A 22,699-nucleotide genomic window follows, 5' to 3' on the forward strand; every position below is an offset into this window, starting at 1 on the left:
CAAGCATGCTGTACGCAGGCAAATGGGACCGCGCCGGTCTGGACTACCAGGCCTTGAAGAACCAATGGCACGTGGTGGCGCGCGCCGACGAAGTCAGCGCAGAACGCCCCAAGGCGGTGCGGCTGCTGGGCGAGGAACTGGTGCTGTGGCGCGACGGCGCCGGCCAGATCCACGCCTGGAAAGATTATTGCGGCCACCGCGGCGCCAAGCTGTCGCTGGGCTGCGTCAAAAAGGGCGAGATCGAATGCCCGTACCACGGCTGGCGCTTTGACGCCGGCGGCCAATGCACGCGGGTGCCCGCCCACCCGGACCAGGCCACGCCCTCGTCGGCGCGGCTGATCTTCCGCCACCACGCGGCCGAACGCTACGGCCTGATCTGGGCCAGCCTGGACGCGCCGCAACGGCCACTGCCGGTGTTCCCGGAATGGGAGGACGACAGCTTCCGCAAGGTCTTCGCCGGCCCCTATCGCTATATGGGCAACGCCTTGCGCTCGGTGGAAAACTTCCTCGACGCCTCGCACTTCCCCTTCGTCCACGCCAATCTCAACGGCGACCCGGACGCGCCGGAACCCTTGCCGGACTACCAGGTGTTCAAGGACGAACACGGGCTGCGCACCTCGGAAATCTCGGTGTTCCAGCCCTACGGCGACCACCGCGGCATCCCGGTCACCGCGCGCTACACCTACTCGGTGTTCAACCCCACCACCGCCTACTTCGTCAAGAAGACCGGCGACACCGAGCGCTTCTGCACCTTCCTCAACGCCACCCCGGTGGACGAGGCCGAGTGCGTGATCTGGCTGATCGTCGCCATCAACTTCGGCGCCGACTTGAGCGAGGAAAAAATCCTCTATCGCCAGGACATGGTGTTCGAGCAGGACCGGCTGATCGTGGAATCGCAGCGCCCGGCGCGGCTGCCGCTGGACCTCCAGCAGGAAATGCATGTGCGCAGCGACCGCTTGGGCATCGAATACCGGCGCTGGATCAAGGAACTGGGTCAGCGCGCCGGCGCGCAGGACCACGCCGAGCCGCGCGCCGCGGCCTTGCTGAACTGACAGGGAGCAAACGATGGACGCCTTTGAACCCCGCCGCCTGCAACTGGCCGAGCGCGAATCCAACGCCCGCACCTACGCGCGCGGCATAGACCGCGTAATCAGCCGCGGCGAACTGGCCCGAGTTTACGACAGCGAGGGCCGCGAATACCTGGACTGCCTGGCCTGCGCCGGCGCGCTGCCGCTGGGCCACAACCACCCCTTCGTCCAACAGCGGGTGGCCGATTTTCTGCAGTCCGGCCAGCTGCAGCAGGCGCTGGACATCGCCACCCCGGCCAAGCTCGCCTTCGTGGAACAGCTATACCAGGCCCTGCCGGCCGCCTTCGCCGAACACGCCAAGGTGCAGTTCTGCGGCCCGTCCGGCTCCGACGCGGTGGAAGCCGCGCTCAAATTGTTCAAGACCGCCACCGGCCGCCGCCCGGTGCTGGCCTTCCAGGGCGCCTACCACGGCATGACCATGGGCGCGCTGGGCATGATGGGCAATCTGGGGCCGAAACAGGCGGTCAGCGGCTACCCGGCGGAAATCCAGTTCCTGCCGTTTCCCTACGCCTACCGCAGCCCCTTCGGTGCCGACGCCGCCGACACCGAGCGCCTGTCGCTGGCCTATCTGGAAAACCTGCTGTCCGACCCGGAAAGCGGCGTAGGCAAGCCGGCCATGCTGCTGGTGGAACCCATCCAGGGCGAAGGCGGCTGCATTCCGGCCAGCGCGGAATGGCTGCGCGGCCTGCGCGAGATCACCGCGCGCCACGATGTGCCGCTGGTGATGGACGAGGTGCAGACCGGCTTCGGCCGCAGCGGCGATATGTTCGCCCATGAGTGGGCCGGCATCGTGCCGGACGCCGTCATCCTGTCCAAGGCGGTGGGCGGCGGCTACCCGCTGGCCTTGGTGGCCTACCACCAGAAATACGACCACTGGGCGCCCGGCGCTCACGCCGGCACCTTCCGCGGCAACCAGATCGCCCTGGTCAGCGGCGCGGCCACGCTGGAATACCTGCGCCGGCCCGGCGTGCTGGAGCAGGTGCGGGAAGTGGGCCAGCTGCTGCGTCGGCGCTTGCAGGCGCTGCAAACGCGCTTCTCCTGCATCGGCGAGGTGCGCGGCCGCGGCCTGATGCTGGGCGTGGAACTGATAGACCCCAACGGCGCGCCGGACGCGCTGGGCCACCCGCCGGCCAACGGCCTGCTGGCCAAGGCGCTGAAACGCGCCTGTCTGGAACACGGCCTGATCCTGGAGAGCGGCGGCCGCCACGGCGCGGTGATGCGGCTGCTGCCGCCGCTGATCATCAGCGCCGACGACGCGGAGGACATCGTCCGCCGTTTTGAAACCGCGCTGGCCAGCCTGTGGCCCGCCGCCCCGGCCGCCGCGCACGCCCCGGCCGCAATGGCATTCTGAACCCTGGAGCGACAGCATGACGCACACCGTACACGACATCATCGGCATCGGCTTCGGCCCCGCCAACATCGCGCTGGCCATCGCGCTGGAAGAACTGGCGCCGCAGCTGTCCGTGCGCTTCCTCGAGCGGCGGCCCTCCGCCGCCTGGCAGCCCGGCATGCTGCTGGAAGGCTCGGACATCCAGAACCACCCGCTGCGCGACCTGGTCACCCCGCGCAACCCGCGCAGCCGCTACACCTTCACCAACTTCCTGCACGAGCACAACCGGCTCTACGAGCACCTGAACCTGCCGCTGCACTACCCGCTGCGGCTGGAGTACGCGCAATACGTCAGCTGGGCCGCCGGCTGCTTCCAGCACCTGGTGGAATACCAGCGCGAAGTCATCGACATCCTGCCGGTCAGCGACAGCGACGGCGCGCTCAGCCATTACCGCGTGCTCTGCGCCGACGGCCGCGAATACCTGGCGCTCAGCGTGGTGCTGGCGCCGGGCCGCACCCCCAACATCCCGGAACCGTTCCAGCGCGCGCCGGACCCGCGCGTGGTCCACCTCAACCACTACCTGCCGGCGCTGGAACGATTGAAAGCCAAGGGCGGCGGCCGGGTGGCGGTGATAGGCGGCAGCCAGAGCGCAGTGGAAATCCTGCTGCACGCCAGCGCCGAGCCGGCGCTGACGCGGGTGGTCGGCGTCACCCGCAACTTCGGCTACCGTCAGAAAGACACCAGCCCCTTCTCCGACGAGGTGTATTTCCCCGCCTTCGTCGACGCCTTCTTCGCCGCCAGCCCGGAACACAAGACCCGACTGCGCCAGGAACTGGTGTTCACCAATTATTCGGCCGCCGACATCGACGTGCTCAACCAGCTCTACGTCAAGCAATACGCCAACCGGCTGCAGGACAAGGACAGCCTGGCCCTGCTCACCTGCATGGACACCGAGGCCTGCGAACCCGGCGCCGACGGCGTCACCCTGCGGCTGCGCCACTTCCTGGGCGGAGAAGTCGTCAGCGAAACCGTGGACCTGGTGATCTTGGCCACCGGCTTCCTGGACCTGGGGCGCGGCCCCAAGCGCGAACCCTGGCCGCGCGTATTGGAAACGCTGGCGCCGCAGCTGTGCGCCGAGCGCGACACCGTGGACATCGCGCTGGACTACCGCGTGCGCCTGCAGGGCGAGGCCGACCGCGGCGCGCCGCTCTACCTGAACGGCCTGTGCGAATCCTCCCACGGCATGGGCGACGCCGGCTCCTTCAGCCTGCTGGCGCTGCGCTCGCAGGCCATCGTGCAATCGCTGACGGCGCGACTGGAACAAGGATCGCGGCATGACGGCGCCCGCGCTTGAGGCCTTGCTGAGCGCCGCCAGCGGCTGGCAGGCGCGCGCGCCGCGGCTGCTGGCGGCCAAGGCCGACGCGCTGCCGGTCAGTTGCGAACTGGCGGTGATAGGCGCCGGCCTCACCGGGCTGTCGGCGGCGCTGGCCGCCGCCGAGGCCGGCTGCTCGGTGGTGGTGCTGGAGGCCGACGCCGTCGGCGGCGGCGCCACCGGCCGCAACTCCGGCTTCGTGGTGCCGGTGCCCGCGCGCTGCGGCCCGCCGGAACTGCGCGCCTGGCTGGGGCCGCAGGCCGACGGCTATCTGGCCGGCCTGAGCGAGGCCGCGGCCGAACTGCTGGCGTTGCCCGAAGCCAGCCCGGTGCGCAAAGGCTGGATGCAGTTGTTCGCCGCCCCCGGCTCCGCGTCGGCCGCCGCCCTGGCCTGGCGCAGGCTGGGCGTGCGCGCCCGCGCGCTGGACGCGGAACAAGCCCGGGCGCTGAGCGCCGCCGCCGGCTACCACGGCGGCCTGCTGTTCGAAGACGGCGGCCAGATCGACCCGCTGGCGCTGGCGCGCGGCCTGGCCGAACGCTGCCGCCGGCGCGGCGTGGTGCTGCTGGAGCGCTGCCCGGCCAAGCTGGTGGAACTGAAAAGCCGCGACGGCATGCACGTGATCCGCACCCCGCGCGGCAGCCTGCGCGCCGGCCGCGTGCTGATGGCGGGCAACGCCTACAGCCGCGACGGCGTCGCCGAAGTCGCCCGCCACAGCGTGCCGCTGACGCTGGCGCTCGGACAGTTCGAACTGAGCCCGGAACAACAGGCGCGGGTGCTGCCCGCCGACATCCCCTTCTCCGACAACCGCCGCGACATGTGGTTTTTCCGCAAAATGCCGGAAGGCCAATTGCTGACCGGCTTGTTCGCGCTGCGCGCCGACGCCGAAGCGGAGCAATACGCCGCCGCCTTGCGCCAGCGCGTCCGCGCCGTCTTCGGGCTGGAGCTCGACGCCGCGCCGCGGCTATGGGCCGGTCAGGTCGGCCTCACCCCGTCCGGCCTGCCCAGCCTGCGCCGCGTCGGCGACGGCGTCCTGGCCTGGACCGGCTGCAACGGCCGCGGCCTGGCGCTGTCCTTCATGCTGGGCCGAACCCTGGCGCGCCAGCTGATAGGCGCCGGCCCGACCCTCTTGCCCTTCAACTCGCGACCGCTGCGCGGCCGCGCGCTGCTAAAGTGGATGGCCGAAACAGCCATCGCCCACGACCGCCGCCGGCGCGCCCGGCTCGCGCAGACCGAAGCGCCTACGCAAAAGGACACCCTCCAGTGAGTTCATGCGCCTTCCATTACCAGGAATACTGCTGTAGCCGCCCCGAGCTGATAGACCGGATGATCGCCCGCTACCCGCTGGCGCTGATCAGCAGCGAACACCAGGGCCGGCTGCACGCCAGCCACATCCCGCTGTTCCGCGTCGCGGACCGCAGCCTGTTCGGCCACGTCGACCGCCGCAATCCCCAATTCCAGGGCCGCGGCCGCTTTCCCGCGCATCTGGTGTTCATGGGCCCGCAAAGCTATATCCCGCCGGAAGCCTACCGCAGCCGGCTGCTGCCCACCTGGAACTACGTCGCCGTGCATATGGACGTCGAAATCGAAGTGCTGGACGACCTGGAATCCGCCCGCCGCGCGCTGAGCGACACCTGCGAGCGGCTGCAGCCGCCGCAAGCGCCGTTCCAGTACGAGGCCGCCGATCCCCGGGTGATCGCCAACGCGCCGCACATCCTCGGCCTGCGCGTCCATGTGCTGCGCGAGGAAGGCCGCTTCAAGCTATCGCAGGATAAAAAACCGGAAGACCAGCAAGCGGCGCTGGACCATCTGCTGCGCCGCGACGAAGCCGGCGAGCGCGCGCTGCTGGACGCCTTGCTGCGCTTCGCCGAAACCGCGGAGCCGGCGCATGGCTGAACCCTCCGCCCTGAGCCGGCGCTTCATCGATCAGGGCGTCGTGCTGGACCCCGGCCAGCGCCGCGCCGCCGACGCGCTGGACGCGCTGCGCGTCCAGGCGCGGCCCGGCCCCGCCTGGCCGCTGCGCCGGCCGGCGCCGCAAACCGGCGCCTATCTATGGGGCGAGCCCGGCCGCGGCAAGACCATGCTGATGGACGGCCTGTTCGCCTTGTCCGCCGAGCCGGCGCAGCGCATCCATTACCACCAGTTCCTGCGCGATCTGCACCGCGGCCTGGCCCAGGCCGGCGGCGAGCAAGCCAACTACCTGCCGGCGCTGGCGCGGCGCGTGGCCGCGCAAAGCCGCTTGTTCTGCCTGGACGAATTCCATCTGCACGACATCGCCGACGCCATCCTGATGGAGCGTTTTCTGACCGTGCTGCTGGAAGAGCGGGTGCGGGTGATCCTGACCTCCAACTACGCGCCGGAACAACTGCTGCCGGACCCGCAGCTGCACCGTTACGCGCTGCGGGTGATCGCGCTGATCCAGCGCCATATGCAAGTGCTGCACCTGGACGGCGAGCGCGACTACCGCTACCGCGAAGCCGCCGCCGGCGAACACTATCTGCACCCCTGCGGCGCGGACACGGAACAACACCTGCGCCGGCTGCTGCAAGAACAGGGCCGGACCGTGGGCCCCGCCGCCGCCGTCTCCCTGTCCGGCCGGCCGCTGCCCGCGCGGGCGCATAGCCCGGACTGCGTCTGGTTCGATTTCGAAACCCTCTGCCTGGGCCCGCGCTCGCATCTGGATTACCTGGAAATGTCGGAACGCTGGCACACCGTGGTCGTCTCCGACATCGTCCAGGCGCAGCTGAACAAGGCGGACGGCCTGCGCCGCTTCATCTGGCTGGTGGACGTGCTCTACGACCGCCGCCAGCGCCTGCTGCTGATCTCGGAACGCCCGATCGAAACCATGTTGCGCGAAATCACGCTGTCGGCGGACACCCACCGCACGCTGAGCCGGCTCGCCGAAATGCAATCCGCCTCCTTCGCCGCCGCCACCGCCATCGAAATGAGCCCCCTATGCCAATAGTCAGAATCGAAGACGCCGCCGCGCGCACGCCGGCCCAGCGCCAAGCCATCGTCCACTGCGTCTACGACGCGCTGCGCGCCGTGTTCGGCGTCAGCGACGAAGAGCTGCAAGCCCGCTACCAGCGCTACGCGCCGGAAGACCTGCTGCCGCCGGGCGGCGATCCGGACTACCTGCACATCGAAATCACCGTCTTCGCCGGCCGCAAGCCGGAAACCAAGAAAAAGCTCTACGCCAGGCTGGCCGCGGATCTGGCCGCGCTGCTGAACATCGCGCCCGCCTCGGTGCTGATCCTGCTGCGCGAAGAAGCCGCCGACAACTGGGGCATGCGCGGCGGCCAGGCCGCCAGCGAAATCGATTTCGGCTACGCCATCGCCGTCTGACGATGGGCCAAGACCAGCAGGCCCTGCGCCAAACCCTGGGCAGCTTCGCCACCGGCGTCGCCGTCGCCTCCGTCCTGGACCCCGAGCGCGGCCCGCTGGGGCTGACCATCAACGCCTTCAGCGCGCTGTCCCTGGAGCCGCCGCTGATCCTGTGGTGTCTGCGCCGGCAATCGCGCGCCGCCGCCAGCTTTCTCTCCGCCGATCGCTTCGGCATCCAGGTGCTGAGCCGGCAACAACTGGACCTGTGCCGGCTGTTCGCCGGCCCCGATCTCGACGAGCGCAAGCGCGCCCAGTTCACGCTGCGGCGCCACGGCGCGCCGCTGATCGACGGCGCCGCCGCCTGGCTGGCCTGCCGCCGCAAAAGCCATTACGAAGAAGGCGACCACCTGATCTTCATCGGCGAGGTGCTGGAAACCCATCACGACCCCGCGCGCCAGCCGCTGGTCTACTGGCGCGGCCGCTACCATCAAACCCATCCCCTAGCCCCTCTGGAACCGCAAACATGACGCAAAACAGCAAACACGTCCTGCGCAGCCTGATAGCAAGCCGCTCCGGCCTGCTGGTGCCCGGCGCCTACAACGCCCTCAGCGCGCGCCTCGTCGAAGACCTCGGCTTCGGCGCCCTCTATCTGACCGGCGCCGGACTGACCAATATGCAGCTGGGTCTGCCCGACCTGGGCTTCGTCGGCCTGAAGGAAGTGGCGGACCAGACCGCCGCCATCCGCGACGCGGTGTCCATCCCCATCATCGTCGACGCCGACACCGGCTTCGGCAACGCGCTCAACGTGCGCCGCGCCGTGCGCGTGCTGGAACGCGCCGGCGCCGACGCCATCCAGCTGGAAGACCAGGTCCTGCCCAAGAAATGCGGCCATTTCGCCGGCCAGAGCCTGATCAGCGCCGCCGAAATGTGCGGCAAGCTTCAGGCGGCGGCGGACGCGCGCCAGGATGAGAACCTGCTGATCATCGCCCGCACCGACGCCTGCGCGGTGGACGGCATAGACGCCGCCATCGAACGCGCCGGCCGCTACGCCGAGGCCGGCGCCGACGTGCTGTTCATCGAAGCGGTGCGCGAGCTGGACGACATCCGCCGGCTGCCGGCGCTGTTCGACCGCCCCTTGCTGATGAATATCGTCATCGGCGGCAAGACCCCGGCGCTCAGCGCCGCCGATCTGAAAGAACTGGGCTACGGTCTGGTGCTGTACGCCAACGCCGCGCTGCAAGGCGCGGTGCTCGGCATGCAGCGGGCGCTGGGCGCGCTGTCCCGCGACGGCATTCTGCAAGAAGACCCGCAACTGGTGGCCCCGTTCGCCGAACGTCAGCGCCTGGTCAACAAGCCGCTCTACGACGAACTGGACGCGCGCTACGGCGCGGCCGGGCGGGAGTGAGCGCGGCCGGGCCGCGACGAAGGGCGGGCGCCCAGCCCGCCCGTCTATTGGATTTCGTCCTTGATGAAATACAGCTCGTGGTCCGACTTCAGACCCAGCTTCTTGATCGCGGCCTGTTTCTGGCCGCTGATGGTCTTGATGCTCTTGGAGAACTTGTCCGCGATTTCGCTGACCGTCATGCCTTCCAGAAAACAGCGCAGCACCTCCAGCTCCCGCGGCGACAAGGCGGACAGGCGGACCACCCGGTCCATCGCGTCCGGCGCATGCGTGGAACTGTCGGCGGGCACGCTGTCCGCCTGCTGGGCCTGCGCCAATTCCAGCGCCATTTCCGCGGTCAGATACACGCGCCCGGACGCCGCCACCCGGACCGCCCGCACCAGTTCGTCCAGGTCCTGCTGTTTGCCGACGAAGCCGCGCGCGCCGGCCCTCAAAGCCAGGGACACCGTGGCCGTGTTGTAATAAGAGGACATGATCAGGATCACCACCTCGGGAAAACGCGCGCGGATGGCGCGGATCAGGTTCAAACCGTCCATGTCCTGAGGCTGCAGCGCGTAATCCAGCACCAGCACGTCCGGCCGCTCATGATTCAAGGCCGCCAGAAAAGAGCGGCTGTCGCCGAAGCTGCCCGCCAAGACGATATCGCCCTCCTGCGACAATCTAAAGCCCAAACCCTGTCTGACCACCTCGTGGTCGTCCAATAACATCACTTTGATTTTTCTTTTCTTCATTCCTCCTCCATGGCGATAAAAATCACTTCAGCATCAATTCAAACTCCCGCTCTTTGAAAAGCACGTCCCAATATAGCATGCGCCGTCAGCGCGCCGCAGCCGGCCCCTCTCTCTTTCAAAACCCGCCGCAATATTTCAAGCGCCAACTTTGACCCATGATAAAACAAGGCAAAACAATAAGACGCCGGACACCAATATCATGCAATAAAATCAAGCAAAATAAATATTTCTCAAAAGATCAAAATACAAAAACATACTCTGCGCGCGCAAACGCGCTTGCGCGCCGGATTGATAAAAAATGCTAAATGCCCGGACAAATCGGCGTCAACAAGACCATTCTCAAAGCCGGGCGTTCGCTAAGCGCTTATTTCCCAGGTAAAATAAGCCGTATGCAATTAACCGCCTTCCAGAACGCCGCATCGCCAAAACGGCCGGACCGACTATAATGCCCAAGAAAACACAGCAAAGACGGCGGCCGCATGGCAAACAATACAGCTAAGCAATCTATTCTCCCCTTTGCCGCCCCGCCCCTGCGCCCGCTCCTTAATACCGCGTTTCACGCCCTGCTCTGGTCCGCGCTGTTTATTATCTGGCTGGGCGCGTCCAGCGCGGCCAGTCAGGCGGAGCCGCCGTCCTATACCGCGGAAGAAATCGCCTGGATCAAACAGCACCCCACCATCTACTATTCCATCGATCCCTACTGGCCGCTGGAATATATTGAAAACGGCAGCCACAAGGGGCTGAGCTGCGCCTACCTGAAAGCCATTGCCCAAAAGAGCGGCCTGCGGTTTCAATTAGTCGCCGCGGCGAACACCCAGGACATGATAGGCAAGTTGAAAAGCGGGAAGATCTATCTGGCCACCATGGGCGCGACGCAGCTGATTCCCAAGGAATATGGCATACCGCTGCTGAATAGCCAGCCCTACGCCTCCACCGCCACCATCATCATCACCAAGGCCGGCGCCGAAGGCTTGTTCAACCCGTCCCAACTGGAACGCAAGGCCGTCGCGGTCAAGGGCGGGGGCGGTTATGAGCAGTATCTGCGCGCGCACTACCCTTATCTGCAACTGGTGCTGATCAACGACCCGGTGGCGGCCTTGAAGGCCGTCGCCGACGGCAAGGTGTTCGCCGCCATCGGCGCGGAAATCGTGTTCCGCCCGGTGTTGCAGGGACGCTTCCCCAAAACCCTGCAAATCTCCGGCACCATGCCGGAAATGTTCACCGGCCTGAACATCAAGGTGGCGCAGCAATATCCGGAGCTGCGCTCCATCATCGACAAGTCCCTGCTCCAGCTCAGCCCGTCCGAGACCGACGAGATTTTTGACGATTGGGTCGCCGACATCGACTTCGGCAAACCGTCCATGCATCAGATCAGCCGCTACTACCTGCCGGAAATCCTGCTGGTGATCTGCGTGCTGTCGGTGATGGTCTTCCTGTTCACGCAGGCCCGCTGGGCCAAACGCCGGGCGGTGGCCAGCGAGGAGGCGAAGTCGAAATTCATCGCCATGATGAGCCACGAAATCAGAACGCCGATGAATGCGATACTCGCCGCCATCGAACTCCTGCAGCAAACCCGGCAAAGCAAGCAGCAGCAGGAGCTCGCCGCGCTGGCCGGCTCCTCCGCCCTCAATCTGCTGGAGCTGCTGGACGATGTGCTGGACACCGCCAAGCTGGAAGCGCGGCATCTGGCGCTGGAAACACTGCCCACCGATCTGCTGGAACTGGCCAGAGGGATCAGCGACAGCCAACGCCTGAGCGCCAGCCGCAAAGGACTGGAACTGACCCTGGCCGCGGACGGGCTGGAAAACCGCCTGTTGATCCTGGACCCGTTGCGCATGCGTCAGATCATGACCAATCTGCTGTCCAACGCCATCAAATTCACCGATCGCGGCGAGGTGGCGCTCTTGATGCAGTTCAATCTGCAAAGCGCCAAATCCGGGAAGCTTCTGGTCACGGTGCGCGACACCGGCGTCGGCATCGCCAAGGCCCAACAGGAAAAACTCTTCCGCGCCTACAGCCAGGCGGAACGCTCCACCGGCCGCCGCTACGGCGGCAGCGGCCTGGGCCTGAGCATCTGCAAGCAATTGATCGAGCTGATGGGCGGCAGCATTCTGCTGGAGAGCGCCGAGGGCAAGGGCACCGCCGTCAGCTTTGTCCTGCATGTCGATGTCGCCGAACCCTCCGCCGCCGACGCGCAGGCCCCCGCCTCCGGACCCGCGCCCGACGCCCTGCCGCCGCAACGCCTGCTGGTGGTGGAAGACATGGAGGTGAACCAGCAGGCCATCCGCCGGCAGCTCGCGCAGCTGGGCTGCGACGCCGTCATCGCGGAAGACGGCCAGACCGCCTTGCGGCTACTGCGGCAAGGCGAAGCCTTCGCGATGATCCTGATGGACTGCAATCTGCCCGGCATCGACGGCTACGAAACCGCCAGGCGCATCCGCCAGTTGGAGGCGGAACGGAATCTGACCTTCACCCCCATCATCGCCATCTCCGCGATCACCGATCTGGCGCACAAGAACCGCTGCATCGCCAGCGGCATGGACGGTATGCTGTCCAAGCCGCTCAGCCTGCGGGATATCGAGGACATATTGCGTTTGTGGTTGACGACGGAAGGCGCCGCGCCGCCGCCGCTCGCCCTGCCCGCCTCGGCGCTGGACCTGGCCCGGCTGTACAGCCGCAGCGCGCGGCAGGACCTGCTCCAGTTCCGGCAAGCCGCCGCCAACCAACTGCCGGACATCATGCTCCACCATGTGCACCGGCTCAAAGGCGGCGCGCTGACGGTGGGCGCGGAGCCCCTGGCGCGGCTGGCCGCCCGGATGGAGCACGCGCTGCGGACGGAAGGCGAGCGCCCGGAGGAGGAAGCGCTGCTGGCCTGGCATCGGGAGTTCGAGCAGGCCTTGGCGCAATGGCGGCGGCAAGAAGCGCCCGAGGACGACGCCTAAAGCCGTTCAAAGCCTCGCAAGCAAGGACGAGACAAGGCCTTGCGGCGGAAGAAGCGGAATGGCCGGACGACGCATGGGCGTTTCGAAGCGGTTTTCAACGCCGTATCGCCGACGCGCGGCAGATCGTAAACAGGCTCTTAGCCCTGCTCGCCCGCGCACTGATCCACCACCACCCGGATCTCGTCGCCCAGGCCCACCCGCACCAGCGAGCGCCCCGTCAGCGGCGCCAATCGCGCCGCGCTGCCGGGCGCCTGTATCTTGGTGCTGCCGGTTTTGCCGCCGCAGGCCTCGTCCTGCAGCAGCCAGAAAGCCGCGTTGCCGGTATTGCGCAAAACACCGTGATCCAGATGGAAGTCCAGATAGGCCGCGCGCGGCCGGACAATCAACACGCTGCCCAGCGCCAGCGGATAATCCACCCAAGCCCCGGCCCGGCGCGCGCCCTGCGCGCCGGCCGCCGCCACCTCCACCACTTGCAAACGATAGTAGCGCTCCCGCCCCTCCATCGCCGCGCCGCGGTAACGCAGCTTGATCGCGCCGCTGGCGCCGGCCTTCAAGCTCAAACGCGCCGGCGCCGCGTCCACCGTGGCCGGTTCGGCGTCCTCGCCCGCGCCGGCCTCCAGGCCGGCCAAGGGCCGCAGAACGATGCGGTAGCTGTGCGGCTGCCGGGAATCGTTTTTCAACTCCACCCGCATCTCGTTCCGGTCGGCGTCCAACTCGATCACCGGGGCCATCTGCAAGGACCAGGCCGACATCGCCGGCAAGGCGCACAGCAGCGCCGGCAAGGCCTTTCGCATATTCATGAACATCTTCGTTTCCTTCCGCCGACGCGCGGGCCGAGACGGCCGCGCGCATCCGCCTGCTTATTGGGCGAGCTCCAGGCTCATGTCCACCCGCACCGCGCCCGAGCCCAGCGCGCGGCCATACCACGGCGCGCCCTCGGTGGTCAGCAGCGACACCGGATCGTCCAGCTGGAACCACAGGCTGAACGGCAGCTTCCGTTTCTCCAACCCTTGGGCGGGATCGCTGCCCTCGTCCAGCCAGGCGCCGGCGCTCAAATCGTGGCTTACCGTAGCGGAACAATTGTCCGGCTCGCGCCGGCCGCCGCCGTCGGCGTCGAAGGTGAGCCAGGCCGGGAACAGCACCCCTTGCCGCGCATCGCTTTGCAGCGCAAAACGGCACATGCCCTCCCGCTGGCTCGCGCCGTGCTTGCCGTCCAGCGACAAGCTCGCCTTGACCGCGCCCAGGCCGCGCTGACTCAGGTAGCGCCGCGTCGCGCCGCGCTCCGGCCCGCCCGCCGGCGGCAGATTGGCCATTTGCGCGCGGATCAGGTAATCCAGCCGAATCCGGCCGTCCGGCGCGCCCACCCAGCCGCTGCCGCGATTCGAACCCTCGCTGGCCGGCAATACCGAAACACTGGACTTGGGCTGATAAATCCGCCCGATGGCGTATTTGGCGGCGGGCGGTTCCGCCTCCGGCTTGTCTTCGCTCAAGGCCGCGCCCAGCTCAAGCGCGCGCGTGTTGCGGACGCCATCGTCAAAGCTTCGCGTCGGCACCTCCACCACCATGCTCTCGCTGCCCTGCGGCAGAGTCACCGCGCCCCAATCGCCGGTGTTCAGCGCGGCGGCCAGCACCTTGTCCCCGTCCTTCACCGTCACCCGGCCGCCCTCGTAGCCATCGTCCACGGCCTGGCCGTCCTGAGGCCGGGTCCGCAGCCACAGGGTCAGCGCCTGGGCCGCCGGCGCGTTCAAGCGCAGCCGGTAACGCAGCGGCGCGCCGGCCGCCACATCGCCGTTGGACACCAGCGACTCCAGCGCCCAGTTCGGCACAATGGAGAAATCCTTGTCCAAGGTCTTGTCCCCCTCCAGGCTGACCGCGATATGGTAGGCGTCGCGGCGGCCGCTGACCGATTTGCCCTTGATGCCCAGCTGAAGCGTCACCTTATTGCCCTCGGCGGGCTTGAAAGTGAATACGCAATCCTTGCCGCATTGCGGCTTGATCTCGGTCTCGCCGAAATGGAGCGTGGGGATGTCCAGCCCCCAGGGCACGTCCTTGCCCGCCACGGTAACGGTCAGATTGCGCTTTCCAAGGGAGATCCCGTCGGTGAAGATCCGGTATTCCAAATCCTCCCCAACCCGGCCCTCGTCCGGCCCCTCGATCGAGGCCAGACTCAGGTCTTCCTCGATGATCTTCACCGAGGGATAGGACCAGCCGGAATAGTTGTACTCGCAAGACAGTCTAACAAGGCCTGGCTTTTCCCCAGCCTTGGTGCGCAAGGAGAACTTCACCGGGAACGAATATTGGCTGGGCAAAATTTCCAGTGTTTGGCTGCCCTTCAAGGGCAGCCTGCCGATAAACCTTTCATTGCTATCCATGAGCTCGACAAAGTCGGGATCGCCAAACAACTTATTGGCAGTGCCCAGATCGCACTCCAACGCGTGGTCATGCGTCCCCGCGCCAAGCCCATCGGCGATATCGATGGCGAACTCGACGTTGGTCTCCACAGCGGTGTTGACCCTATCCGGGCTGACGCTAACGTTATTGATTCTCGCCGCGGGCTTCTCAAACCAGCGGAACCATGGCGGTTGAGCGACTCCCCGGCCGTTGAAGGTCACCCCGACCGCCTTGGTTCCGGAATCCTTATCGATTGTGCACTCCTTCTTTTCATTCTTTTCAAAGCAGGCATGCTTAAAGTCGAAACTCAGCGCCTCGGTGCCTACCGGCAGTTTCAGCGTCTCGAGCAGTGAAATGTCTTTCTCGCCGAGCATGGCCGGCGAAAACGTCACATGCGCTTTTTTCTCCAATACCGAGTCGCTGACGCCGGCAAACCGGATCTCGTTCGGCCCGCCCGCCACCACCGACTCATTCAGCATCAGAGTGATGGAAGCCGGCACCGTTTTCATCATGCCCTCGTGACTGGAGCCGAAGACGAAGTCCACCTCGCCGCCCGCCGCCTCTGGCTTGGGCGCGTCTAGCGGCAAGACCAGAACATCGTCGCGCTCCCCGGAATAAAACACGGCCTCCATCCCCTGCGCCTGGCGGCCGCGCCCGGCCGGCGGCAGAAACAGCTCCACCGCCTTGGCGCCGGCGAACTCCGCCGCTTCCACGCTCTCGCCCAGCCGGCGCCAAGGCTGCGTCCCCACCCGGAAACGCGCCTTGGCCGCGATCTGCGGGCCGCGGACGCTGAAGCGGACGCCGCCGCCGCTCTGCGCCTGGGACTCGCCCGCGACCGAGCGCAGCGCGCAGACCCGTCCCGCCATCCCGTCCACCGTCTCCGGACGGCAAGCGGCCTGCGGCGGGCCCAGGCGCAACATCGCGCTTTTTTCCGCCTGCGCCCGCACCGTCACCGGCTGGCCGCCGCGCTCCGCCTCCAGCGTCAGCAACTGGCGGCCGCCCAGGGGCAGACGCAGCCATTCCGCAAAGGCGCGCTCATTGAACACCGGATGGATTTGCCCCGGCTGCCGCATGGCGCGGCCGACGCTGACCCGCCCTTGGCGGTCGGAGAAACCGGCGATCAAGGCCGCGGGCAGCGCCTGTCTGGCTTGCAGCTCGCCGCTTCGCCCGCTGGCCGTCTCCGCCTCCACATACCAGGTGGCGGCGCGCTGGCCCGCCCGCGGTCGCCGCGCGCCGTACAGGCTTTGCCCCGGCTCGGCTTGCAAGGTGGTGATGTAGTGTTGCTGGCTGGGTTCGTCCTCTATCGTCAGCAGCTTGAGCGCACCGGCCTTGGCCTGCGGCGCCGGCAAATAGCCGTCCCTCAAGCTCAGCGCGAAGCGGTCCCCCTGGTGCTGGCGGCCGCTGGAATAGAAATAGGCCTCCACCAGCGAGGACAGCGCCTGCCCGCCCGCCGGCGCCGACGGCCCGCGCAGCAAGCCGGACGCGGCCGGCAGGAACAGCTCCAGCTCACGGGCGCCGCTCAATTCGGCAACGGCCGCGCTCTCGCCCAGCCGGCGCCACTCCCGGCCCGCGCGGAAGCGCCCTCCGGGCAAGGGGCGCTTGGCGCGGATCAAGAGGCGGATGTCGCCGCCCGCGCGGCTCTCCGCCGCCAGCCGCCGCAACACGCAGCGCTGGCCGGCCACGCCGTCCACCGTGTCCGGCCGGCAAGCCGGCCCCTCCGGCGCGGCCAGGGTCAGCCTGGCCTGCTGGCTGGCGTTCAATTGGTAGCTGACCGCCTCCCCGCCGCTGCGCAAGCCCTCCACCGTCAAGCGCTGTTGCCCGCCCAAGGGCTGATGCAGCAGCGCGGCGAACGCGGCCTCGCTGAACACCGGATTGAGATAGGGCGCGGCGGCGCTGAGGCCGCCCCGCACCTGGCCCTGAGCGTCGGCAAAACCGGCGAAACCGCCGGCGGGGCTGGCGCGGCCCAGCTGCTGCAGCGCGAACAAGGGCGGTCTCGCGCCGGCTTCCAGATACCAGGCGGCGGCGCGGCTGCCGTCTTGCGGATGGCGCTCGCCGTAAATGGCCTGGTCCCGGCTGCCGCTGACCGTGGTCACGTACTGGCGGCCGCTGGACTGATCGTCGATCAACAACAGGCCCAGCCGCGAATAGCGCCGCTGGACCGGCGGCTTGCCCCCGCCCATGGCGGGCAATTGCAGATTGAAGCGGTCGCCGCGGAACAAGCGCGAGCGCGAGTAAAAACCGGCCTCCACCAAGCTATCCAGCCGGATCTTGGGATGGGCGGTCATAAAGGCTTGCAACTGCTCCGCCGGCGGCGGCACAAAGAAGACCTCCACCGCCCTGGCGCGGGCGAAGGCGGCGATGGGCACGCTATCGTTGATATGCCGCCATTCCCCGCCCACCCGGAAACGGGCCTTGGGCGTTGCCAGCATCTTGGCGCGCACCGTGAACATCAGATCGCCGCCGCTGCCGGCATTGCTTTGGCCGGCAATGGTCCGCAACACGCACAGCTTGCCGGCGACGCCGTCCACCGTTTCATTGCGGCAGCTATTGGCCGGCGCGGGATTGAGGATCAGATGGGCGCGTTTGCTGAGCTGGGTCACAAAGCGGCGTTCGCCGCCGCTGGCCAGGGTTTCCACGAAGGACAGCTCGCGCGACGCGCCCGGCGCCGCTTTGGCGATGGTGTCGAAAGCCAGTTCGCTCAACACCGGGTTGACCTGGCGGCCCTGCGCCGGCCTGAAGCCGTCGCCGCTCAGGCCCATGGCCGCGCCGTGCGCGTCCGCCATGCCGCGGAAAGCCTGCAGCGGCTGCAACTGGCGGATCTCCCGCACCTGGGCGTCCGGCTGATGGGTATACCAGATGGCCACTTTCTTGGCGCCGCCGCGCGGCGCGCGCGCGCCGAAAACGGCCTGGGCCTGGCTGCCGGGCAGGATGCCGCCGCTGCTGCCCAGGGTGCTCAGATACTGAGTGCCGGCCAGCCGGTCTTCAATCAGGATCAAGTCCTGCTGGCTGCGCCACTCCTGCCGGCCCAAGGGTTCCGGCGGCTTGGCCGGCGCCGGAAGGGGCCGCACCGGGAGAAATCCCGCGCCGGGCGCGGCCTGCGAAACGCCGGCCGGCGTCGTTTGCGCCAGCCCCGCGCCGAGGCCGGCCATGAAGATCAGAGTTGAGATCCAGTATTTCATTTCAGTCCGTCTGTCCTGCTGGGATGGGGTGATGAGGGGATTGCGCACGCCGGCTCAGCCTTCGTCTTCGCGCAAGGGCGCGTAAATCCGGTCCGCGTCCCGGCCATAGACGATCTTGCCCAGCCAGGCCGTGGCGCCGGCGTCCTTCAAATCCAGATTGACCCGGAAGCGTTCCGCCGCGCCGGGTTCGACGCTGACCTCCGGATAACGCTGATCCACGTCGATGGCGAAGTTGCCCTGCTCGTCGGTCCGGGCCTGGCCGATATGGTTGCGCACCATGACATGCCGCAGCGGCGCGCCGTCGACGCCGGTCAGCTGACCGAACACCGTCACCATCCGTTTGATCTTGGGCGTCACCCGCACCACATTGCCCGGGTACAGCGTGTACTCATGGTCGGTGTCGGACACCTCGTAGCTGGCCTGCCCGCTTTCCGCGTCGCGCACATAGAAGTGATAAGTGTTGTAGGCCGGCGCCGCGATCCAATTGCGCCCCTGGCGCAAACTGTGGCTTTGCTCGTTCAGCACCGCCTCCAGCGCGCCGTCCGGCGCTCCCGGCACATCGACGACGATGCCGGCCTCGTCCTGCCCGCCGCCGGCGGCGACCGCGCCGCCGCCCCAGGCCAGGCCGCCCTGCATATTGACGCTGGCGCTGCGGCTGTCCCGCTCCGCGTCCACCGACACATTGCCCTGGCCGTAGCGGCCGTTGAAGCCGACGTAAGCGCCGAAGCTGGAAGACTGGCCGCCTGCGCCTTCGCGGCTGATGCTGGCATTGGCGCCCACATCGTCGATCACGCTGTTTTCAAACGACTTGCTGGCCGACAGGTCCAGCGTGTCGCCGCCGTCTCGATGCGACATGCCCACGCTGAAATTGCCGTCCATGGCCAGGTTGAAAGTCAGCATCGCGTAATACTGCTGATCCACCGAGCCGCCGTTGAGATTGCGGCTGCTGCCGAGCTGCAACTGAGCGCCGCCCCATTTGCCGTTGTACATCTGCCGCGAATAATCGGCGCGCATATAGCGATAGCCGCTGCTCCGGTCCCGGTCGTAACTGAGGTTGATCGACCCGGCGTCCACGCCCCAGCCGTGCAAATTGAAATTGGCGCCCAGCGAATCGTAATCCCGGGCGTAGAAATTCAGACGCCGGCCCTTCGCGCCGCGCTCCCCGGTCAGCCACAGGCTGCCGATGCCGCGAGGCAGCGCCAGATTGAGCGTGCCCACCCGGCGCCGGGCGCCGTCGCTGGCCAACAGGTTTTGCACGCTGGCGCGCAGCGCGCTGGACAGCTGCCAAGAGGCGAAACCTTCCTGCACCGTGGTCTTATCGTTTTGATACAGGGTCAGATTCCAGTCCACCTCATGCCACAGCGCCCCCACCGACACACCGAACAAGGGCCGGTAAGCCCCGCCCTCGTCCTCCGGCGCGCCCTGATCGCCGTAGCGGGCCATCGCCTCTCCGGCGCCGCCCCACAGCTGCCAGTTCAAGCCGTCGCGCAGGCTGGAGCCGCCCACCGGCTTGTTGATCCGGTACACGCGGCGGCTTTGCACCTGGCCGGCCACCAGTATCTCCACCTCCACGTCGTAAACGCCGGCCTGCAAGGCCGAGGTGTCCAGCCGGTGATTGCCCATGCCCAGCCTTTGCGTGCTCAACAAGCGGCCTTCGCGCTTGACGCGCACCTCCCCGGTGGCCGGCAGATAGACATCGATGGGATTCAAGGACTGGCCGGGGTCCAGCTTCAGAGTCTGGCTGACGTTGCCATAGGAGAACCCGTACATCCGGCTGCCGTTCAAGGTGGACACATTGCCCAGGCTTTGCAGGTTCCAGCCGTCCACCATGCCCAGCGCCAGCCGTTTGCCGTCGATATCGCGCTCATACATGACGCGGTCCAGCGTTACGGACTGATCCGCCGCCGAATCGTCCAGATAGGCGGAGCCCATCACATTGACGTGGTCCACGCCCAAGGACGTGGTGTCGTCGAAAGTGAGATAGCCGGAAGAATGGCCGCGTCCCTGATTGCGCGAGCTATAGCCGTTGAACGCGTACTTGAGCACGCTGGACAGCCCGCCCGAGGACGGCGCCTGCAACACGGACTCCCGCAGATGCGCATCGTCGGCGGCGAAACCGGCCGGCTCCAGAAACAGGTCCACCCGCATCGCCATCATGTCCAGCTGCAAGCGCTCGGCATCGCCCAGACTCAAGGCCCCGCCCGGCGAAAACGTCCGCCCCGTCGCCTGCCGCAAGGCCTGGACCGCGGACGGGCTCAACACGCTCTTGTTGTTGGCCAGCAGCGGTTTGACCTTGTCCAGCCGCATTGAGCCGTCGGCCTGCAGCCTCACCGTCAGCGTGGCCGACACCACGCCCTCGTCCGAGGCTTGCCGCGCCGAACGCGCCACCAGCGGCATGGACACGCCTTCGCGCAGCAGGTCCTTGATCTCCGCCGACAAGGCAAGCTTGTTTAACTGCACTTGCTGCGCCAAGGGCCGCCGCTCGGCATCCGCCGCCGCGGCCAGCGCCGTCTCCGCCAACAGCAGCGCACTTAAAAAAGCCATCCCGTTTTTAAGAACGATATCCCGCGCACGCTTCATCTCGCCTCACCCACCGTCGTCGCCGTCATGCGTCGTCAAGCGGCGCATCTTTCTCCGCGTCCAAGAATTTTCCATCCCGCTGCAACATCACTTTGTCCTGGCCCTGGCTGCTGTCTATCGTCTTGAAATTCACCGCGTAGCCCGGCCCAATCCAGTAGCGCTCCTTGCAGACCTCGCCCAGCCGCTTTTGCTTGCACGGCCCGTAGGCAATCGCCTGAAACGACACATTGCCCCGGTTTTCCAGATGGCCGCGCCGATAGGCGTAGTCAAACCGCGGCTGCTTGGGCAGCACCAGCAGATTGGTTCTGATGCCGGTCAAAAACTCGACGTCGCCGCTTTTCTCGGAATCCGCGCCCTCGTCCGCCAAGCCCAGCAAGGCGTTCTTCCAGGTCACCTTGTAATAGCGCTCCCTGTCGTCCTTGGGGCCGCTGTAGATGAAGCGGACCGCCTGATCCTGCCCCGCCGCCAGCAACACCCGCGCCGGCGTGAATTGCAGGCTGGCGCCGTCCGTATTCAGCTCGCGCGCGCCCTCGTACGGAGAGTCCACCTGCGTCACGCTCACCGACAGCAAAGACGCTTGCTGCTCGGTGTTTCTGGCGTGGATCGTGACCGCCTCTTTATTGGACGGCATCGCCGCCGTCATATCGGAAACCTGAATCGCCCCGGCCCATGCCGGCAGCAGCAAACAGGCCAAAGCGTGAAATCTGAAGCACCCTGGCATAAGCTGAAACTCCTCAAAATAAAAAGGGAGCTAGGCTCCCTTTTTTGGCGCTACCCTTTGAAATCAGCGAACGGAGAATTGCGTATTCTCTTCTTCGGTTTTGACTGTTTTCTGCCAGGAGGCGTCCAGGATCAAATCGAATTTGCCCACGTATTGGCCATCGCTCAATTTAGACGCTTCGGTCACCATGACGCCGCTGGAATCCTTGCCGCCGGCAAACTCCGCTTTCAGCTGAGAAGTGCCTTTATTCTCTCCGGCGATGGAAGCCACTTTCGCGAATTCGCCAAACCCGGACAGGCCGTCCAGATCCTTCGGTTCGGCCGACAGTTTCACCTGCTTGCCGGCATGGTCCGTCACGCTGAGGTCAAAATCCATTTCCCCGATGGACGCGGTATGGCTCAGCTGATGCTGGACCGAGGAGGCTTTTACCTTATAGCCGCTGATGGTGTATTCATCCGAATTCAGCATGCGGATATCGAAATCCAGGTTTTTGGATTCAATGGTTTTGGAAATCGGGCTGTACACGAAATGCACATTCGGCTTTTTAGCCGTGATTTCGATAGCGTGCGAGCTATCCTTATCCGCGGTCACATCCCATTCGGCGGAAGCGCGAGTGGAACCAGGAATGGGGTCGGCGGCATGGGCGCCGACGCTGAATACCGCAGCCAGCAATGCAGGCAGCACGACTTTATTCATCATTTCGCTTTCAATAGAGGTCTATAAAATAAAACCTGCAAATACGGCCTTAAGCTGTACTTGGCACGTCATTATCGAAAAGCCGCCGATCAAACTCTATAAGAGCACTCTCAAAACACCCGGCGGACGAGAACGCGCGGATGCCATCCGCCCCTCTCGACTCAGAGCGAATTGACCCGCCGGGGCGCAAAACTAAGGGGAAAAACACGAAGAAAGCCGGATGAAAGCGGAATGCGGGAGCGGGATAAAAGCCTGTCCAAGAGGGCACTCACAGCCAGTCCCGCAGGGCCGGCAGCGCCCTCCCCGGCTTAGCGCCTCTTCTTCCGCCCCAGCTTGCGCGGCAAGGCGTCCAACTCGTCCAGGCTCAGGTAGAGCTGCTGCACCGCCGCCACATGCCGCGGCAGATCAATCTGCGCCACACCCAGGCTCAACAACATCTCCAGATAATTGAAGAAGCTCTTGCACATGCTGCGGCGGTGGCTGTGGTCGCGGAAATCCATATCGCAAGCGATGCGGAACAACAGCCCGCGCGCGGCGTGTTGGCGGTTGAGTTTCAGCAGCTGCGCCAGATGGGCGGCGTATTGACGGCCCAAGGCGCTGGCCTCGAACGCATTCTCCGCCTCGGCCGGCTGCCAGTAATGCGGATAAGTGCGGCCTTTGACGCGGCGGACAAAGGGCAGGCTGAGGTCTTTGGCTTCGCTGCCGACAAAACGGTAGCGCGAGCGCGGCCCTAGCGGCGGGAGTGGGGATGCGACGTCCTGACGGATGTCTTGAGTTTCAGCAGGGGACGAAGAGAGATCGATGCCAAGCACCGGACGGACAAGCTTTACCATTTGCAACCTCCTGAGCAGAAGGGCCATGCCGCAAAGCGGCAGGGCGGGCACATGACAAGAGTTAGTCTACCGGTGGACTTCTACTAAAACCGGCGCGCCCGCGAGGGCGCCAC

17 protein-coding genes are annotated in these 22,699 nt (G+C 66.4%); 10 read left to right on the plus strand and 7 right to left on the minus strand.

The window, feature by feature from the left end:
• Window positions 1-5: 5 nt before the first annotated feature.
• The 9 genes from JC616_RS21995 to JC616_RS22035 are packed head-to-tail and all read left to right on the plus strand — an operon-like array spanning window position 6 to window position 8,516.
• Window positions 6-1,052, plus strand: a complete 1,047-nt coding sequence (locus JC616_RS21995) for an aromatic ring-hydroxylating dioxygenase subunit alpha (RefSeq protein ID WP_227105458.1) — start codon at window positions 6-8, stop codon at window positions 1,050-1,052.
• A 13-nt stretch (window positions 1,053-1,065) separates the two neighbouring features.
• Window positions 1,066-2,439 carry a diaminobutyrate--2-oxoglutarate transaminase family protein gene (locus JC616_RS22000; RefSeq protein ID WP_227105460.1) on the plus strand — a complete coding sequence of 458 codons (1,374 nt, stop codon included), beginning with the start codon at window positions 1,066-1,068 and terminating at the stop codon, window positions 2,437-2,439.
• 16 nt (window positions 2,440-2,455) lie between these two features.
• Window positions 2,456-3,772 carry a lysine N(6)-hydroxylase/L-ornithine N(5)-oxygenase family protein gene (locus JC616_RS22005; RefSeq protein WP_227105462.1) on the plus strand — a complete coding sequence of 439 codons (1,317 nt, stop codon included), beginning with the start codon at window positions 2,456-2,458 and terminating at the stop codon, window positions 3,770-3,772.
• On the plus strand, window positions 3,753-5,054 hold the full coding sequence (locus tag JC616_RS22010) for an NAD(P)/FAD-dependent oxidoreductase (protein WP_227105464.1): 1,302 nt from the start codon (window positions 3,753-3,755) through the stop codon (window positions 5,052-5,054). The genes JC616_RS22005 and JC616_RS22010 overlap by 20 nt, the downstream gene beginning before the upstream one ends.
• Window positions 5,051-5,683 carry an FMN-binding negative transcriptional regulator gene (locus JC616_RS22015; RefSeq protein WP_227105466.1) on the plus strand — a complete coding sequence of 211 codons (633 nt, stop codon included), beginning with the start codon at window positions 5,051-5,053 and terminating at the stop codon, window positions 5,681-5,683. The genes JC616_RS22010 and JC616_RS22015 overlap by 4 nt, the downstream gene beginning before the upstream one ends.
• Window positions 5,676-6,752 (plus strand): cell division protein ZapE, encoded by a 1,077-nt coding sequence (zapE, locus tag JC616_RS22020; RefSeq protein WP_227105468.1) that lies wholly within the window; start codon window positions 5,676-5,678, stop codon window positions 6,750-6,752. The genes JC616_RS22015 and zapE overlap by 8 nt, the downstream gene beginning before the upstream one ends.
• Window positions 6,743-7,132 (plus strand): tautomerase family protein, encoded by a 390-nt coding sequence (locus tag JC616_RS22025; protein ID WP_107800885.1) that lies wholly within the window; start codon window positions 6,743-6,745, stop codon window positions 7,130-7,132. The genes zapE and JC616_RS22025 overlap by 10 nt, the downstream gene beginning before the upstream one ends.
• Before the next feature lie 2 nt (window positions 7,133-7,134).
• A complete protein-coding gene (locus JC616_RS22030) occupies window positions 7,135-7,638 on the plus strand; it encodes a flavin reductase family protein (protein WP_107800886.1) in 504 nt (167 codons plus the stop codon).
• Window positions 7,635-8,516, plus strand: coding sequence for an isocitrate lyase/PEP mutase family protein (locus tag JC616_RS22035; protein ID WP_227105470.1), 882 nt, complete (start codon window positions 7,635-7,637; stop codon window positions 8,514-8,516). Before JC616_RS22030 ends, JC616_RS22035 begins: the two co-directional genes overlap by 4 nt.
• 44 nt (window positions 8,517-8,560) lie before the next feature.
• Here JC616_RS22035 and JC616_RS22040 read toward each other — a convergent pair whose 3' ends face one another.
• A complete protein-coding gene (locus tag JC616_RS22040; RefSeq protein WP_107800888.1) occupies window positions 8,561-9,244 on the minus strand; it encodes a response regulator transcription factor in 684 nt (227 codons plus the stop codon).
• Window positions 9,245-9,723: 479 nt separating this feature from the next.
• Here JC616_RS22040 and JC616_RS22045 point away from each other — a divergent pair, with 479 nt between their 5' ends.
• Window positions 9,724-12,186, plus strand: a complete 2,463-nt coding sequence (locus JC616_RS22045) for an ATP-binding protein (protein WP_227105472.1) — start codon at window positions 9,724-9,726, stop codon at window positions 12,184-12,186.
• A gap of 137 nt (window positions 12,187-12,323) precedes the next feature.
• Here the strand turns inward: JC616_RS22045 and JC616_RS22050 are convergent, their stop codons facing one another.
• From JC616_RS22050 to JC616_RS22075, 6 genes are all read right to left on the minus strand, one after another.
• Window positions 12,324-12,986: a hypothetical protein gene (locus JC616_RS22050; protein ID WP_227105474.1), complete on the minus strand. Its 663-nt coding sequence runs from the start codon at window positions 12,984-12,986 to the stop codon at window positions 12,324-12,326.
• Between the two features lie 60 nt (window positions 12,987-13,046).
• Window positions 13,047-17,756: a hypothetical protein gene (locus tag JC616_RS22055; RefSeq protein ID WP_227105475.1), complete on the minus strand. Its 4,710-nt coding sequence runs from the start codon at window positions 17,754-17,756 to the stop codon at window positions 13,047-13,049.
• A 54-nt stretch (window positions 17,757-17,810) separates the two neighbouring features.
• Window positions 17,811-20,300, minus strand: coding sequence for a TcfC E-set like domain-containing protein (locus tag JC616_RS22060; protein WP_227105476.1), 2,490 nt, complete (start codon window positions 20,298-20,300; stop codon window positions 17,811-17,813).
• Window positions 20,301-20,361: 61 nt separating this feature from the next.
• Window positions 20,362-21,057, minus strand: a complete 696-nt coding sequence (locus JC616_RS22065) for an EcpB family pilus assembly chaperone (protein ID WP_107800893.1) — start codon at window positions 21,055-21,057, stop codon at window positions 20,362-20,364.
• A 63-nt stretch (window positions 21,058-21,120) separates the two neighbouring features.
• Window positions 21,121-21,756 carry a hypothetical protein gene (locus JC616_RS22070; protein ID WP_107800894.1) on the minus strand — a complete coding sequence of 212 codons (636 nt, stop codon included), beginning with the start codon at window positions 21,754-21,756 and terminating at the stop codon, window positions 21,121-21,123.
• A gap of 305 nt (window positions 21,757-22,061) precedes the next feature.
• Window positions 22,062-22,586, minus strand: coding sequence for a hypothetical protein (locus JC616_RS22075; RefSeq protein ID WP_107800895.1), 525 nt, complete (start codon window positions 22,584-22,586; stop codon window positions 22,062-22,064).
• Window positions 22,587-22,699 lie beyond the last annotated feature (113 nt).

The sequence above is a fragment of the Chromobacterium rhizoryzae genome, from assembly GCF_020544465.1.
Classification (GTDB): domain Bacteria; phylum Pseudomonadota; class Gammaproteobacteria; order Burkholderiales; family Chromobacteriaceae; genus Chromobacterium.